Here is a 15,448-nt window from a genome sequence, read left to right as displayed (position 1 = left end):
GTACGGTGATTGTGACCGGACCGGGGGGGCGCTATGCAGGATAAAATCGCAAACCGCTACCGGATCATTCGTCTGATCGGCGAAGGCGGCATGGCGCTGGTTTACCTGGCGTACGACGAAGTGCTCGGCCGGGAAGTGGCAGTGAAAGTTCTTCGTCCGGAACTGGCTGAAGATTCGCAGACGCTGCTGCGCTTTATTCGCGAAGCCTATGCCGCCAGACGTCTCGATCATCTCAATGTGGTGGAAATTTATGACGTTGGCGAAAGCGGCGATCTTCATTATATTGTCATGGAGTACATTCAGGGTTCCACGTTAAAGGAAGTCATCGCTTCGTCCGGAGCCATGCCGGCCAGACGGGCGATTTCCATTATGAAAAAGCTGCTGAGCGCGATTGCGCAGGCGCATCAGCGCAATATCATTCACCGGGATATCAAACCGCAGAACATTCTGGTCAGCCGGGACGGCGAACTGAAAATTTCCGACTTTGGCATTGCCATTTCGGCGGATTCCAAGGATACGCTCTCTTCGCAAAACGCGGTTATGGGTTCGGCGCATTATATTGCTCCCGAAAGCGCGGCCGGCAAAGATGCCGACAAGCGTGTCGATCTGTATTCGTTAGGCATTGTCTTTTTTGAACTGCTCTGCGGAAGCGTCCCCTTTACCGGAACATCCTCCCCAGAAATTGCCCTCAAGCATCTGCAGGATCCGCTTCCGCCGATTCAGCCGTACAATCCAACCGTTACGCAGGCTATTGAAAACATCGTGATCAAGGCGACGGCCAAATCCCCGGACGAACGGTTTCAGAGTGCAGAAGAGTTTCTTTACGCCCTCGATCACTGTTATGATCCGAAAATGCGAAACGTCGCGCCGCTCGTATTAAAGACGAAGTCGCTCGAACTGCCCAAAGCACTGCTTCCAGGCGGTTCATCCAAAGCGGCGCCGGCAAAAGGCGAGCGTGTCGAAATGACACCGAAAACCGGCCGTTCCTCTTTGGCATCGTCAGTCTCTTCTAAATCGGTGCGCAAACCGGTCCGTAAGAAGAAACGAAAACAGATGCTCCGAAAAGCCGGACTGGGCGTTCTAGGCCTGGTCGGGACGATTGCGCTCATTGTGGTCATCTTGATGGCCGTTGGCGTTATGCCGGTGGACGGATGGTTTGGCTGGCACCAGATTCCCAATATTTCGGGTCTGTCCTACGAGGAAGCCATCGCCCTTCTGCATGAGAAAGGGATCAGCGACTCGATGATTACGATCGAAGAAGTCGTCAGCGACAGCTACGAAAAAGGAACAGCGCAGTCGACAAGCCTTCCGGCTGGCTGCTACATTCGCGAACGCGATCATTTAACACTCAGCGTAGTCAAGGGACCGACGTATCTGATTTCGGATTACACGGGTCTGTATCTGGACGACGTCAAGGCGATGTTCGCGCAGGATGGCGTGACGATTCCGATCGAAGTCGAAGAAGTTCCTGCAGCCCAGACCAATCCGGGCATCATTCTTTCACAGTCCGGCTTTGGCGCGGGCGAGCGTATCGATCCGCAGGGAACGGATCCCATTCGCTTTACCGTATCGACGTATCCATCGGTTGTCATCCGCTCCGACTGGATCGGCCGGGATGTCAACGAAATCAAGGATGAGCTCAACGAACTGGGCATTGCGGTCATTCTGAAAAATGTCTACGGATCCTCTGTCGTCAAAAATGTGGATCCGCCGATCGGTTCTACCTATACCCAGGAAGGAAGCAACAGCGTCATTACGCTGTATCACTAACGAGGCCTATGAAACAGGGAAGAATTATTAAAGTCATTTCCAATCAGTACACGATTTACTCGCCCGAGGAAGCGGTTGTCGCCACACCGCGCGGCCGCATGCGCAAAGGCGAAAAGCCGCTGGCCGGCGATATCGTAAATTACGAAACGATCGAAGGATCCGAGCGTATTGACTCCATTTTGCCTAGACGCAACCGTCTGCTTCGCCCGGCGGTTTGCAACGTCGATCAGGCGCTGATTGTCACGAGTCTGAAAGATCCCGATTTTTCGTCCAGACTGCTCAACCGCCTCATTTTTCTCGTTGTCCTCTGCGATATCGAACCGGTCATCTGCATTACCAAGTCCGATCTTTTAACTCCGCAGGAAAAGGAAAAAATCGATCAGGAACTCGAATGGTATCGAAAAGCCGGCTATCGCGTGTTCGTCTCCAATCCGGGCAGCGATGATGAAGAACTCAAGGAACTGCTCAAAGGCCGGATCAGTGTGCTGTGCGGCCAGTCGGGTGCGGGAAAAAGCTCGCTGTTAAACCGTCTGGATCCCACGTTCCATCTGCAGACGCAGGAAATTTCCAAGGCGCTCGGACGCGGCAAGCATACGACCCGCCATTGCGAACTGCATCCGGTTGCCGGCGGCCTCGTCGCGGATACGCCGGGCTTTTCTTCGCTCGACTTCACGCGCATGGATGTTTCCTCGCTGGCCAGCCGTCTGATCGACTTTGCGCCGTATCTGGAAGAAGGCTGCCGCTTTGCGGACTGCATTCATGTGGATGAACCGGACTGCATCATTAAGGAAAATGTCAAAAACGGAAACATCAATCCGACGCTGTATGAAGATTACGCGCTGATCATGAAAGAATTCAAAAACCGAAAGCAGTACTGATTCTCTGGCCAAAACGCATGGAACAGCTGCCTCCGGCTGCACCAGAGAAAACAAAAGCTGGCAGACTTCCTGAAAAGGGAAAATGCCAGCTTTATTTCTGTCTATGCGGTATCCGATCCTTTTCATCGAAACACTTCTACAGGTTCGAGTCTGCCCCTGCAAAACTCCACGCATATGGACAGATCCGCCGCGTATGCAGGAAGAATTGCACATGGACAGAACGATCAGTCTGGCTAGAAAACGAGCAGGCCGTGCTCACTTTTGGATGGGAAAAATCGCTCCATGTGGCGATTGAATCGTTTTTTGTTAATCTAATGGTGCCGGATTCTGTGCTTTGTCTTACAAAAGCCGGAAAAGGGAATCTGGCCAGCTGTTCACAGGGGACAGAGTAAAGGACAAAATTAATGATAAAAGGCTGTATGAACAGCCCGGCATCGGTTTTGTCGGACAGATTAGATAAGGAAGTAAGAAAAATGGCTGAGTTAATTATCGCTCCATCGGTTCTTTCGATGGACTACACAAAAATGCTGGAGCAGGTTCGCGCGCTCGAACGCTCCAGGGCAAAATGGATTCATTACGATGTCATGGACGGACATTTCGTACCGAATCTCTCCTTTGGTCCGGATATTCTCAAGCAGTTTCGCAAATCGACGGATCTCTTTCTTGATGTCCATCTGATGGTCAGCGATCCCGCGTATTTTGCCCGCGTCTTTAAGGACGCCGGGGCGGATCTGATCGTTTTCCATGTCGAAGCACTCGATAACGATCCGAAAAAAGTGTCGGCTCTGCTCAAAGAAATCCACGATATGGGCATCCAGGCCGGCTTTTCGCTCAAGCCGGATACCGATCCCGCCCCTTTCCTGAACCTGGTCAAAGAGGCGGATCTCGTTCTGATCATGTCCGTTTATCCAGGTTATGGAGGCCAGAGCTTTATTCCGGATGTGCTGGAAAAAGTCCGCGCCTTTGACAAAGCGAGAAAAGAACTCAACCCGGCCTGCCGTATTGAAATTGACGGCGGAATCAATGCCGAAACTGCTAAAGAAGCCAAAGCGGCCGGCGTAGATACGCTCGTTGCCGGAAGCTACGTTTTCAAAAACGATATCGAAAGCGCGGTTGAATCCCTGTGTTAAGAAAACACGACACAGCCATTCTGGTGACGCCGCTTGTGCGCGTACTTCCGGATTTTCAGAACTGCGACTGGATCGGCATCGATTCCGGCTATCACATCCTCGTCGAAAAAGGCATCACGCCGCTGTTTGCGATCGGGGATTTTGACAGTGAAGAAGATCTGACGGATGCCAGGACCCAAAAAGCCGCAAATACAGAAGGCTATACGTTTCCTTTCCTGCGCTATCCGGTCGCAAAAAACGAAACCGATTCGGAAATCGCGTTATTAAAAGCCGCAGAAATGGGCTATACGACGATCATTTTGTACGGCGGACTGGAAGGAAGGCTCGATCATACGATCGCCAATCTGCGCTGCATGTGCTGGAAAGTTCCGCAGGCGATCTCTATGGATGCCTGGCATAAAGTCTCTGTACTTTTGCCTGGGGAATATACGATCGATGCAGCCTATCCGCACATTTCCTTTTTTGCGATGGAACCTTCGGTAATCACACTCGACGGTTTTGACTATCCGCTTTCGCACAGGGCGATTGACCAGACCGAATTTTATACGTGCTCCAACTCCATCAGCCATCAGGATTCGGCGCTTGCGATCGTCGAGAAAGGACGGGTTCTCTGTGTCCAGTCAAGAAAACCGTAAGCATCTGCGCCGTCCCAATCCGTCGGAAATCGAAAAAGGATCGCAGGTCGGCGGGTGGCTGCTCGCTCTTGGCCTTTTGGTCATCGGTATTCTCTGCCTGTTCATGCCGGCTTTTCTGTATGAAGCGGTGCTGAACATTTTGATCGTTACGCTGATCGTGTACGGTCTGTTCAATATCGTTCTTTTTCTGATCAGCGGTCGAGCGGGACGAGCCAAAATTGTGTACGGACTGCTGGCTCTGGTCTTTGGCGTACTGATGATGTTTGGTGATCTTCGCCCGGAAAAAATCATGCAGCTCGTCTTTGGCTTTTACTGCGTCGGCATCAGCGTCTGCCTGCTCATTCAGACGTTCATCAATCGGGCCAACGGTTCCCGCGTGCGCTTTTCCATGATTCTGTTTACGATCGCGTATGCGATTCTGGGCTTCTCGCTGATCTTTACCCGCCTGTTTTCCACGCAGGATCTCATTCGAGTTTTCGGCGTCTATTTCTGCCTGCTTTCTGTACGCTTCGCGATCGACCTGTATGACCGCACCAGCGCCACATACCAGTGGAAGCGACGGCTTCACCTTTCATTGCCGACCGTTTTAGCCGCCATTATGCCGGATTTCGCCTTGCGTCAGATCAACACCCGTCTTCAGAGCGGAAAATCCGATCCCGTGCAGCCGGCCAAAAAAGAGGGCCCAGTCAAACTGAAAGCCATGGTCCACATCGGACCGGAAGGCCTGCAGAAAGTCGGCCATTTCAGCTTTTCCTGGAAAGGCATCGTGTATTCCTACGGCAACTACGACAAGGAAAGCGAACGCTTCTTTTCCATGCTGGGAGATGGCGTTTATTTTACCGTTCCGTTTGAACTGTATCTCCCCAACATCATCACGCATGAAAACAATACGATTTTCGAATATTCGATTGAGACAACGCCTGAAGAAGACGAACTGATCGAGCGGGAACTCGAAGATCTCAAAAAGCGCTCCTATCGCTGGTATTCGCCGATCGAACGGCGAGGAAGCCGTCAGCTGGAAGGTCTGGAAGATAACTATCCGTCCCGGCTTCATTTCCACACCGGCGCCAAGTTTTTCAAGATCAAGAACGGCTGCTTCAAAACGTACTGGGTCGCCGGCGAAAACTGTGTTCAGTTTGCGGATGTCATTCTAGGACGGATCGGTTCCGATGTTCTTTCAATGCGCGGAATCGTTACGCCGGGAACGTATTACGACTATCTGGAAAGCGAATATTCCAAGGAACATTCGCCGATCGTCGAGCGAAAAGTCTATTCGCCAAAAGTCGGCGAGCCCGGAATCTGAGTACGTCTTGCGTCGCACGAAGATTCAGATCCGTATCGCCGCTTTATACGTCCGAATGAATCGGCTGTTCTGGCTCAAATCCGCCAGAGCTTTCTTCTTTTCTGAAACAATAAGCCGCCCGTTCTGCGCAGCGTTTATGCAGGACGGGCGGTTTTGTATTGTCTGGCTGGAATGAACTGTTTTTTAGCGATAGTCAGCAGCTCAGGTATTCATCGCGCCGTCAACAGGAAGGATGGCGCCGGTGATGTAGCTGGCCTGATCACTGGCAAGGAAGACGAACGCTTTGGCAATGTCTTCGGGTTCGCCGATCCGGCGAATCGGAATGGAGCTGATCAATGGATTGATCATGTTTTCCGGCAGGGCCTTGACCATGTCGGTCATGGTGATGCCAGGAGCGACGGCATTGACGCGAATGTTGTATTTGCCGAGTTCACGCGCCAGAGAAATGGTCATGCCGTTTACCGCAAACTTGGAAACCGGATACGCCACGCCGGAAGGCTGGCCGTATTTGGAGACCATGGATGAGGTCGTCAGAATGACGCCGTGACCCTGCTCTTTCATGATCAGAGCAGCAGCATGGGAGCATACGTAAGGAGCGACGACATTCAGATCAATAATTTTCTTAAATTTTTCTTCCGTATAGGAAAGGAAAGGCGTGGAGTCGGAAACGCCGGCATTGTTGACGAGAACATCCAGCGAGCCGAATTCCTCCTTGATTTCCTGGAAATCTTTCGCGATGGCGTCTTCATCTACGAGAGATGACCAGCGGCCGGAAACGTTTGGATTATGGTTTAGCTCTTCGAGAGCTTTGTCGACCGTTTCCTTACGGGATCCGTACAGGACGACGGTATAGCCTTCCGCAAGGAAAGCTTCCACGGTCGCAAAACCGATCCCGCGGGTTCCGCCCGTGATAACAGCGACTTTTTGGGACATAAGAGACCTCCTGAATTTGTTTCTATTTTAACCGCTGGGATTCATTTGACAAACTAAAATGGATAAGATAATAAATTCACGATTTATGAAGGGAAAAGTACTCAAAAAGTGACTTTTATCAGGTGAAATCGATCTGCTTCACAGCTTTTGAAAGAGGAGAAAGCGCTGTACGCGAAACGGTTTCCAGAAGAAGCATCCAAAATCCGGAATTTGCGCAAGAGAGAAGCGACAGAACAGAACAATCGGGAAACCGATCAAAATATAACAGTTATCGTTAAAAATAATTATTGTTTATTAATAAGATATGATTTGTATATTTCAATAAAAATGAACGAATTGAATCATAAAACGCAAAGAGAGCAAAAATATATTGTGCGTTGGGATTGCGCAGCTTGGCACACTGATTCTGACTGATCGTTTGAAATAGAGAACGATCCAGGAGAGAACATAATGAATAAACGTGATCGTCTTGCCCGATTTTTAACCTGCCTTCTTCCGTGCTCGCTGATTCTGACCGCTCTGCCTGTACAGGCACAGGATCCTGTCGAATCCAGCACGGAACCGGCTCCCGCTCATTCCGATTTTGCAACCCTGGAAGCGGCCCCATCCCAGCCGGCGGTAAAGTCTGTTGCTTTTCAGGAAGCAGACGCTTCGGTTCCTGCAGAAAAACCTAGTACGCCAGCCCCAACCCCATCCGGTGAAGCGGAGAGCGGCGCTGATACTGTCGATTCGGGATTGCACTTGCCAACACAGACCTATCCTGCTGTTTCGGACGAAGCCGTCCGGATCGATCTGAATACGCTGCTTTCTTCTCTTACGGATCCGGAGCCCGGCGCCTTGTTTAGCCGTTCGCTTACAGCCGTAGAGGGTGTGACCAGTGCCGTGATTCGCTGGTCGGATTTTTCCGGAACACAGCTTGCGGAAACTGCCCGGGCCGGATACAGCAGCATCTATACAGCCCAGGTCATCCTTGAAATTCAGGATGGCTATGCCGTTTCGGGCGCTGCCATTCCGGCAGGATGGCAGCTTATGGAAGAAAGTGAAAACACCGTAACCCTGACAAAAGTCTTTTCGCCTACGCGAAAAGAAAAGCTGACCATTGTTCCGGTTCCGGAAGATATTCATCTTGCCAGCGACTGCCGAACATTCAGCGCTCTGATGAAGTCCACCTACGCGCCGAATCCTGTCGGCAAAGGCCGACGCGAAAGCAACGGTCAGGAAGTAACCATTTACTATACATATTCGTGTCCGGACTACAGTCCGACGCGCGGCGTCGTCAATACGCTGACCTGGACGGCGGAAATTGCGGATCCAGAAGGACTGAATCTGGACGATTTTGAGTGCAATGTCCGCTCATCCGGAACGATCCTCGCCTATAATCCCGAGCTGAAAAATCCAAATCTGGATGCCTATGACAGCTGGCGCGACTACACGATTATTCCTGTCGACATTCGCTCAAGTTTCGTCAATCCTTATAAACTGCCGGTTCAATATTACTGGATCCAGGACGATCAGAACGAAGTCGAACTGAAACGCGGTCTGTTAAGCCTGCAGGGCATCGGCGACTATACGCTCGAAATGCGCTTTGCGGGCAACGATACGTACCGTGCCCAGTCTATAAGAAAGACACTGAAAATCTCGCCGCGGGATGTGTCCCAGCTGGTTACGCCTTCCCGACAGAGCTGGTCGTATGGACAGGAGCCGCAGGCGCTGAATCTGGATATCGCCTACGACCATGACGTCGCCTTTTTAAGCGCCGATGATTTTGCGGAAGGCGCAATTCGCAATAAGAAAACCGGCGAGATTGTCACGCTTTCTTCTTCGCTTCCAGCCGGTGACTACGAACAGGAAATCGTCCTCAAAGACGGAATCGACTGCTATACGCTCGATACCCCGATTACGTATTCTTTTACCGTGACCAAAGCCAGCCCCGTCTGGAGTCAGCCTTCGAGTCATCACATCGCCCTGAACAACCGGTATCCGATCGATGTCAGGTGTAATGGCGACGGAGAATATACCTATTCGAGTTCCAATCCCGAAGTGATCCGACTCGAAAGCGATGCCGGAAAGACGTACATGGTCGGGCAGAAATACGGATCCTCCGCCATTACCGTATCGGTCAGTGAAACGGAAAACTATCTGGCCGGATCCGTTTCTTTCGACATGAAGGCAGGCTATATCGAACCGGCATGGCCGTATTTGCCGGATTCGATTTCCGTTACGTATGGAGACGGCAGTTATCTGCTCAATCCGTACTGTACCTCCTCAGGAAAAACGAGCTGGCGGGTTCTTCCCAGTGACAGCAGCGCGGTTTCCATTGATGAAACGGGCCGCGTGTCGATTCATCATGCCGGAAAGGCGGTCCTGGAATTTACAAGCGAAGCGAGCGGCGATTATTCGGCATCCAGAGTTCTTGTCGAAATCGAAGTGAAGCCGAAATCTATTGCGGTAGCCGCTGAGGATAAAACGAAAACGTATGGAGATCCCAATCCGGAACTGACCTGGACTGCTTCGGATCTGGTGGAAGGCGATACGCTGAGCGGCATAACCGTCTCCGCAAACACCGATCCGGATGCCGGCATGACGGACATTCTGGTGAAAGTCGATCGAGCGGCCAACCCCGACTATTCCATCACGACAATGAATGGCAAGATGCATGTCGAGCGGCGCGTTCTGGACTTTAAATGGTCGAATGCGGAGCGGATTTACAACGGGCAGGAACAGCTGCCCGACTATGAAGTCCTCAATGTTATTGAGAAAGATCGAGATACCCTGGGACTTCATTTAAACGGTGCAGAGAAGAATGCGGGAAAGGACTATCTGGCCTATTTTGATACGCTCGAAAATCCGAACTATAGACTGGATTCCGGTCAGAGTTTCTGTTTTTATTCCATTGCCAGACGACCTGTGAAAATCCAGGTGAAGAATCGTTCAAAAACGTATGGCGATCTGGAACCCGATCTGAACCAGGCTCTGGTCATCGCGGATCCGCTTTTTAGCCAGGAATTCGAGTATGTGATTCTTGTTGAACGCGAACCCGGTGAAAATGCGGGAACGTATGCGATGCATGTCGATTTGCCCGAAGGCCTGGAAAACTATGAGCTGTCCGCAGAAGAAAACGCCGTTTTCACCATTGAACCCAAAGACGTTCGTTGCCAATGGTCTGCAGATCCTCTCGTTTATTCCGGAAAGGCGCAGGCTCCCAAAGTGCGTCTTGACGGTGTCCTGGAGACGGACACGTGTGAAGCCATTGTGGACGGTCAGCACATTCATGCCGGAGCGGGATATACAGTCCGCATTACTGGACTGACGAACGCCAACTACAGACTGGCGGATGAAGGAAGGATGGAGTATTCCATTTCACCAAAGCCGGCGATCCTGAAAGCGAAGGATGCATCCAAAGTATATGGGGAAGCGGATCCGCAGTTTGATTTCCAGGCAGAAGGACTGATCGAAGGCGATACGCCAGGGGCTATTGTCTGGACGCGAACGCCCGGCGAAACGGTCGGAGACTATGTGCTGTCTCCTTCAGCCAGCGATCAGACGAACCGCGATTACGCGTTTGTCCTGCAGCCCGGTACGCTAACCATCACGCCAAGAACGGTGCAGGTCACCTGGCCGAACACCGATTTGATTTATAATGGCAAACCGCAATATCCGCAGGCTGTTCTTAGCAATCTGGTCGAAAACGATGACTGCAAAGCCGCCGTTCTGGGCGCACAGACCGATGCCGGCAGCTATGAAGCGCAGATTTCCGCTCTGAGCAATCCCAACTATGTTCTGGAAGAAACGCAAAAATCCACAGCCTTTGAAATCCAGCCCGCCGCTGTACATCTGAGCGTTAACGATACCAGCAAGATATTTGGCGAGAAGGATCCGCAGTTTGAAGCGGAAATGAGCGGCTGGTTTGAAGAGGAAAAGCCGAAGATCGTATTCACGCGAGAAGAAGGCGAAAACGCGGGAGAATACGCGGTGTCCGCAAATGTGGAGGCTCTTTCGGACAACTATCGTCTGGAAGCAGAACAGGGAACGCTGACCATCGAGCCGCGATCCATTGAAGAATTTTCTGCAACTCTCAAGGATCTGCTGCGAGAAAACGGAACGGAACTCGAACAGACGCTTGAAGATCTGATCTATACAGCGCAGGACGGCAAAGAATATCTCGTTACGCTGGAGTTAAAGGACCATATCCAAAGCGCCGGCGGCGCCTATGTCCTGACCATTCAGGGTACGCAGAACTTTACCGGCGAACTGAAGCAGAGCTTTGTCGTTCTTCCCGCTAACGGTCCGACTTTCGATCGAACGGAGGATGCAGCCGCCCAGATCGGACAGGGAAAGCTCCTTCTGGAGACGAAAACCGATCCCGCGCTTCCTGCCTTCACCCTGTCTGCCCTGCATGAGGATATTTTGAATGTTCTTGCTGATCGCGGAGAACTCAGCGCGATGGAAATGGCGGCTATTGCGGACGGACAGGATCAGACGATTACGCTGCATATTCAGGATCGAAGCGCAGATCTCGCTGAGAAAGTTCCGGATTTGTCGAATCCAGATGCAGAGGAGCATGCACTTGCTTTCTCTCTTGCGCTCGAACATCCCTTTGGATCGAATGGCCAGAACGCTAAATCGACAGGCTGTTCTGTGCCTGCACAAATGCGTCTTCCTGAAGAGATGCGAAAAGAAGGCACGGAGCTTCGTCTTTTCGCTCTTTCAAACGGCACATGGACACCGATCGACTTTACACGCTCTGCGGACGGATCTTCTATTTCCTTTGGGCTTGAAGAGAGAAGAGACTGCCTGCTCACAAGCCGCCTGGAAGAAGAAAATGCTCCAGACCCCGAACAGCCAGAACAGCCGGAAGATCCGAAAAACGACAAAACGAACGATCCCAAAACGGATCCGAAAGACGATTCCAAGGCGGCAAACACACCAGATACGGCCGCATCGCTTCTTCCAACATTTGGCGCATCCGTGATCAGCGCCGGCGCTGCGCTGCTCGCCCTTTTCGGACTGCATCGCAAAAACAGAAAAGATCGTAAAGATCAAAAAGGTAAATAACGCCGTTTTGATCCAGACTGGACAGAATGTCGGACCAAGCGATCTGGCTTTCTCCGTGCAGTTTGGAAGGATGAAACAGGCATTCCATGAAAAGAGGCATCCCAACGAGGATTTTTCCTCTCTGGAATGCCTTTTCTGCTTTTTATTGCTTCATCGGAAACCGTCAGCAAAGCACAAAAAAAGACCGCTTGGCGGCCTCTCTTGCATGTAATCAGTATTCGATTAGGATGTTACAGTCCACAGGAAGAGCAGGAATTAGATGGTACCCTGTTTCTTCATGGTTCTGAGTGTTCTGGCAGCAACCCGAATTGTTTTTGGTTCACCGTCCACCATGACAGTTGCTTTCTGCAGGTTTACGTTCCATTTGCGGCGGGAAGCTCTCATGGAGTGAGAACGTTTGTTTCCGGACATAGGTCCTTTACCAGAGATTGCACACTTTCTAGACATCTTGATCCCTCCTTCTCCAGTCTTGACTGTCCAAACAGTCGTTAAAGATAGTAACATTCAACCCATACAAATTCAAGTCTTCAAAAATAAAGTACAAAGACGAATCTGGCGGGGCCTTTTCCATTCGGCAAGCCGAGCAATGAGAAGGCCTGAATCAGGGGAATTTCTACCAAACGCTGTACATTGTACAGGGAATTGAAAACAAGTTCAAAAGGGAAGAATGAAAGATCGCAAATTTCCTTTAAAGTACGCCAGATTTCGACGATCCGCTCCATACGCACTCATAGCTGCCTTCTTCCGAAAATCCGATCTCATCTGCGCGCTTTGCGGCTAAGATAAAGGTATGAAAACCAATACACAAAACTCATGCGAACTCGATGAAAACGCCATGGATTCCACGGACAGAATCAGAGAAAAATCCGGCAATACAATATGCATTCAGGCCGGCGTTGCCCATAGGGAACTTTCGCTTCCGATCGACACGCCGCTGGCCGGCTATGGAAAGACGCGAAGTGCGAAAGGCAGTCATGATCCGCTCATGGCTTCAATCATGGTTTTAAACCAGATGGAGGAAGTGATCGTGATTGCCAGTCTGGACGTCCTGGCTGTGGATCATCTGCTGATCGAAGCCATCCAGGCAGCGCTCGATGCCCAGAACTTTCCGGCGCGTACGCTGATCGTACATGCGATCCATACCCATTCCGCCATGGGCGGCCTTTTAGAAACCCGATCCGGAATATTGAAGCAGGCGCAGTATTTTGCCTGCAAGACCGACGAAAAGACGATTGAAGCCGTCGCACAAAGCGTAGGCGCAGCCATCCTGGATGCCTGGAATACGATAAAAGATGGACGCATTTTGCACGTGCAGTCCGGGTATTCGCTCTGTAAAGGCCTTGGCAGCAATCGTACCGATCCGAGTTTGCCTGGTAACGATGCGCTTTACGCCCTTCAGATCGAGACGGATGCGCAAAAGGCTCTGCTTGTTTTCTTTGCCTGTCATCCGACGGTTCTGAACGCTTCCAATGTATATGGATCGGCTGATTTTTATGGAGCCGCGCGCAAGCATCTGAAAGAAGCCGGGTATGATCAGGTTCTTTTCTTTAACGGGGCCTGCGGCGATATTTCCACGCGCTATACCCGCAAAGCATCCAGTTTTGACGAAGCCGATCGTCTGGGATCCATTCTGGCAAGCGCTGTTTTGGGCTTGAGCTGGAACGAACAGCCTGTAAAACCCATTGAGGTCTTTGAAAAAACATATGTTCTTCAAAGCGCCCGCCCAAAACCAGTACAGGAAGCGCAAAGACGGCTGGAAGCCAGTCAGAACCATCTGAACGAACTGGAACAGGCCAGCGTTGCAGGAAACCCGCTGGATCCGCTGACTTTACGGCTTGCCGCCGTCAAACGGGATGCTGATCAGGCACGCTGTATTTACGCCATAAGCTATGACGGCGTACCCAAGCGAGAAATGAATGTAACGTTTGTGCGCTGGGATGCGCAGACGTTTGTCGGGCTGCCCTGCGAAATCTTCTCGTCGCTCATTTCGCCTTTTGATTCAAAGCGTGTTCACTTTGTTTCCTGTACGAACGGCTATCAGCTGTATTTAACGGATGAAGAAGCCTGGGATGATGAAGACTATGAAGCCTGCTGCTCCTTGTTTGCCCGCTCGCAGGGCGAACAGCTGATGGATCAGATCCAGAAAACGATGGCTTCAAAGAAGCGGGAATAGTCGTACGCAGAATAGGGAAATCCCGTTTTTCCTGCGTTTTCCCAATCATGGTATAATTCATGCGATCTGCCCGCCTGCGTCCTTTTTTGGTACGCAAATCCGGCAGAAGCAGGCTGCTCATCTATTTTTCCCGGCTGCTTTTCTGGTGTTTTTTGCGATCAGAATCCGGCCGTCCGGCGTATGTGAACAGCCTCGATCGGTATTGAAAATGGAATTGAAACGGGATTTCGACCCGCTGTATCCTCTATCTTTTTTCTTTCGCATAGAAAAACGGCTTTTTGTGCCGTAATTCTGAACGGGTGTCCTAAACGATCAACGCATCCCTTTGGAAATGGATTTGCGCTGCCGGAAGAAGAAACACAGATCGAGGTCGATACCCTTATACAAATAAGAGAGGCGAAATTTCATGTTATCTATGTTTAACGGGTTGCCCAGTACTCCGGGGCTTCTGACGATGGTCATCCTGTCTGGAATTGCGGTGCTGTGTCTGATGCTGGCGTGCATGCCGGCGCTGATTCGCTATTTACGCAAGCTCAAATACGGCCAGACGGAGCGAGAGGAAGGACTGGAAAGTCATAAAGCCAAATCGGGAACCCCGACGATGGGCGGAATCGCCTTTGTTCTCATTCCTGTTCTCGTCTACCTTGTGTATTACGCTTTCTTCCGGCCGTTTGGCTGGACGATCAACACAGCCATTGTTCTGCTGGCGTATGTCGGCTATGGTCTGATCGGTTTTGCGGATGATTATCTGATCGTCGTTCAGCACTCCAACATCGGTTTAAAACCAAAACTGAAGTTTGGTCTGCAGTCGATTCTCGCGCTCGTTCTGATCGCGCTCTATCTTATGTACAATGAGCCGGCCTTCTATTTGCACAACCTGTCCTTTGCGGTTCTTCCCACCTGGCTGTTTGTGATCATCGCTTTTTTCATGTTTACCGGCACGACCAACGCAGTCAACCTGTCGGATGGCGTAGACGGCCTTTGCGCAGGCCTTTGCATTGCTGCTTTCATTCCGTTTCTCTGCTTTGCGGTGTGGATGAACGATCTGAATACCGCTCTGATTCTGTTTCTGGTCATCTGCGCCCTGATCGGCTATCTGTTTTTCAATATTCATCCGGCCAAAGTGTTCATGGGCGACACGGGCTCCCTGGCTCTTGGCGGTCTGCTTGCCGCAGCGGCTATGGTTACCCAGACGGAATTGTATTTGCTGATTGCAGGTATCGTCTTCATTGCGGAAGCGCTCTCGGATATCATTCAGGTCACCTATTATAAAAAGACCAGAAAGCGCATCTTCCTGATGGCGCCGCTTCACCATCATTTTGAAAAGAAGGGCTGGAGTGAGATGAAAGTCTGCTACGTGTTCTGGGGCTGCGGCATGGTCGCCGGCGCGCTTTCCATCCTGCTGGCTATTCTTCATTAATTCCCGTTGATTCATTTGCCTGGTTCGAAAAGGAATCAGGCCTTTTTCATGCCATTCAAATCTCTAACCAGCGAAACAGCGAAACGCCTCTATATATCGGTAAGCGTCAAATAAAAGACGGGTATTTTCTCGACCGCCTCCTTGGGATAAT

At 51.0% G+C, this 15,448-nt stretch carries 10 protein-coding genes; 8 read left to right on the top strand and 2 right to left on the bottom strand.

Annotation, left to right across the window (positions count from 1 at the left end; all coding sequences use genetic code 11):
• The first annotated feature begins 33 nt into the window (after positions 1–33).
• From pknB to ACLUYS_RS06150, 5 genes are all read left to right on the top strand, one after another.
• Positions 34–1,770 (top strand): Stk1 family PASTA domain-containing Ser/Thr kinase, encoded by a 1,737-nt coding sequence (gene pknB, locus ACLUYS_RS06170; RefSeq protein WP_230267706.1) that lies wholly within the window; start codon positions 34–36, stop codon positions 1,768–1,770.
• A gap of 8 nt (positions 1,771–1,778) precedes the next feature.
• Entirely contained in the window at positions 1,779–2,648 is an 870-nt protein-coding gene (gene rsgA / locus ACLUYS_RS06165) for a ribosome small subunit-dependent GTPase A (protein WP_230267705.1), read from the top strand.
• A gap of 473 nt (positions 2,649–3,121) precedes the next feature.
• Positions 3,122–3,778 carry a ribulose-phosphate 3-epimerase gene (rpe, locus tag ACLUYS_RS06160; protein WP_230267704.1) on the top strand — a complete coding sequence of 219 codons (657 nt, stop codon included), beginning with the start codon at positions 3,122–3,124 and terminating at the stop codon, positions 3,776–3,778.
• A complete protein-coding gene (locus ACLUYS_RS06155; protein ID WP_412659390.1) occupies positions 3,772–4,413 on the top strand; it encodes a thiamine diphosphokinase in 642 nt (213 codons plus the stop codon). Before rpe ends, ACLUYS_RS06155 begins: the two co-directional genes overlap by 7 nt.
• Complete coding sequence (locus tag ACLUYS_RS06150) at positions 4,391–5,716, top strand: HdeD family acid-resistance protein (RefSeq protein WP_412659389.1); 1,326 nt, start codon at positions 4,391–4,393, stop codon at positions 5,714–5,716. Before ACLUYS_RS06155 ends, ACLUYS_RS06150 begins: the two co-directional genes overlap by 23 nt.
• A gap of 201 nt (positions 5,717–5,917) precedes the next feature.
• Here the strand turns inward: ACLUYS_RS06150 and ACLUYS_RS06145 are convergent, their stop codons facing one another.
• Positions 5,918–6,649, bottom strand: coding sequence for an SDR family NAD(P)-dependent oxidoreductase (locus ACLUYS_RS06145; protein ID WP_230267701.1), 732 nt, complete (start codon positions 6,647–6,649; stop codon positions 5,918–5,920).
• 450 nt (positions 6,650–7,099) lie between these two features.
• Here ACLUYS_RS06145 and ACLUYS_RS06140 point away from each other — a divergent pair, with 450 nt between their 5' ends.
• On the top strand, positions 7,100–11,704 hold the full coding sequence (locus ACLUYS_RS06140) for an MBG domain-containing protein (protein ID WP_412659388.1): 4,605 nt from the start codon (positions 7,100–7,102) through the stop codon (positions 11,702–11,704).
• A gap of 255 nt (positions 11,705–11,959) precedes the next feature.
• Here ACLUYS_RS06140 and rpmB read toward each other — a convergent pair whose 3' ends face one another.
• Entirely contained in the window at positions 11,960–12,151 is a 192-nt protein-coding gene (rpmB, locus tag ACLUYS_RS06135; RefSeq protein ID WP_230267695.1) for a 50S ribosomal protein L28, read from the bottom strand.
• A 343-nt stretch (positions 12,152–12,494) separates the two neighbouring features.
• On the opposite strand from rpmB, the gene ACLUYS_RS06130 reads away from it, so the two are divergent.
• Positions 12,495–13,877, top strand: a complete 1,383-nt coding sequence (locus tag ACLUYS_RS06130; RefSeq protein WP_412659387.1) for a neutral/alkaline non-lysosomal ceramidase N-terminal domain-containing protein — start codon at positions 12,495–12,497, stop codon at positions 13,875–13,877.
• A 406-nt stretch (positions 13,878–14,283) separates the two neighbouring features.
• The gene (gene mraY, locus ACLUYS_RS06125; protein ID WP_230267693.1) at positions 14,284–15,297 is read left to right on the top strand and encodes a phospho-N-acetylmuramoyl-pentapeptide-transferase; all 1,014 of its coding nucleotides are present in this window, start codon (positions 14,284–14,286) and stop codon (positions 15,295–15,297) included.
• Positions 15,298–15,448: the final 151 nt, after the last annotated feature.

Origin of the sequence: Allobaculum sp. (genome assembly GCF_047010065.1) — a bacterium.
In the GTDB taxonomy this organism is placed as follows: domain Bacteria; phylum Bacillota_I; class Bacilli_A; order Erysipelotrichales; family Erysipelotrichaceae; genus Allobaculum; species Allobaculum fili.
Note: the sequence above shows the minus strand (reverse complement) of the source record. Positions and strands in the feature narration are given on the sequence as shown.

What these genes read in the sequence shown, in the direction of transcription:
- pknB (WP_230267706.1), top strand. Translation starts at nt 34, where the DNA reads ATGCAGGATAAAATCGCAAACCGCTACCGGATCATTCGTCTGATCGGC.
- rpmB (WP_230267695.1), bottom strand. Translation starts at nt 12,151, where the DNA reads ATGTCTAGAAAGTGTGCAATCTCTGGTAAAGGACCTATGTCCGGAAAC.
- ACLUYS_RS06130 (WP_412659387.1), top strand. Translation starts at nt 12,495, where the DNA reads ATGAAAACCAATACACAAAACTCATGCGAACTCGATGAAAACGCCATG.
- ACLUYS_RS06140 (WP_412659388.1), top strand. Translation starts at nt 7,100, where the DNA reads ATGAATAAACGTGATCGTCTTGCCCGATTTTTAACCTGCCTTCTTCCG.
- rpe (WP_230267704.1), top strand. Translation starts at nt 3,122, where the DNA reads ATGGCTGAGTTAATTATCGCTCCATCGGTTCTTTCGATGGACTACACA.
- ACLUYS_RS06145 (WP_230267701.1), bottom strand. Translation starts at nt 6,649, where the DNA reads ATGTCCCAAAAAGTCGCTGTTATCACGGGCGGAACCCGCGGGATCGGT.
- rsgA (WP_230267705.1), top strand. Translation starts at nt 1,779, where the DNA reads ATGAAACAGGGAAGAATTATTAAAGTCATTTCCAATCAGTACACGATT.
- mraY (WP_230267693.1), top strand. Translation starts at nt 14,284, where the DNA reads ATGTTATCTATGTTTAACGGGTTGCCCAGTACTCCGGGGCTTCTGACG.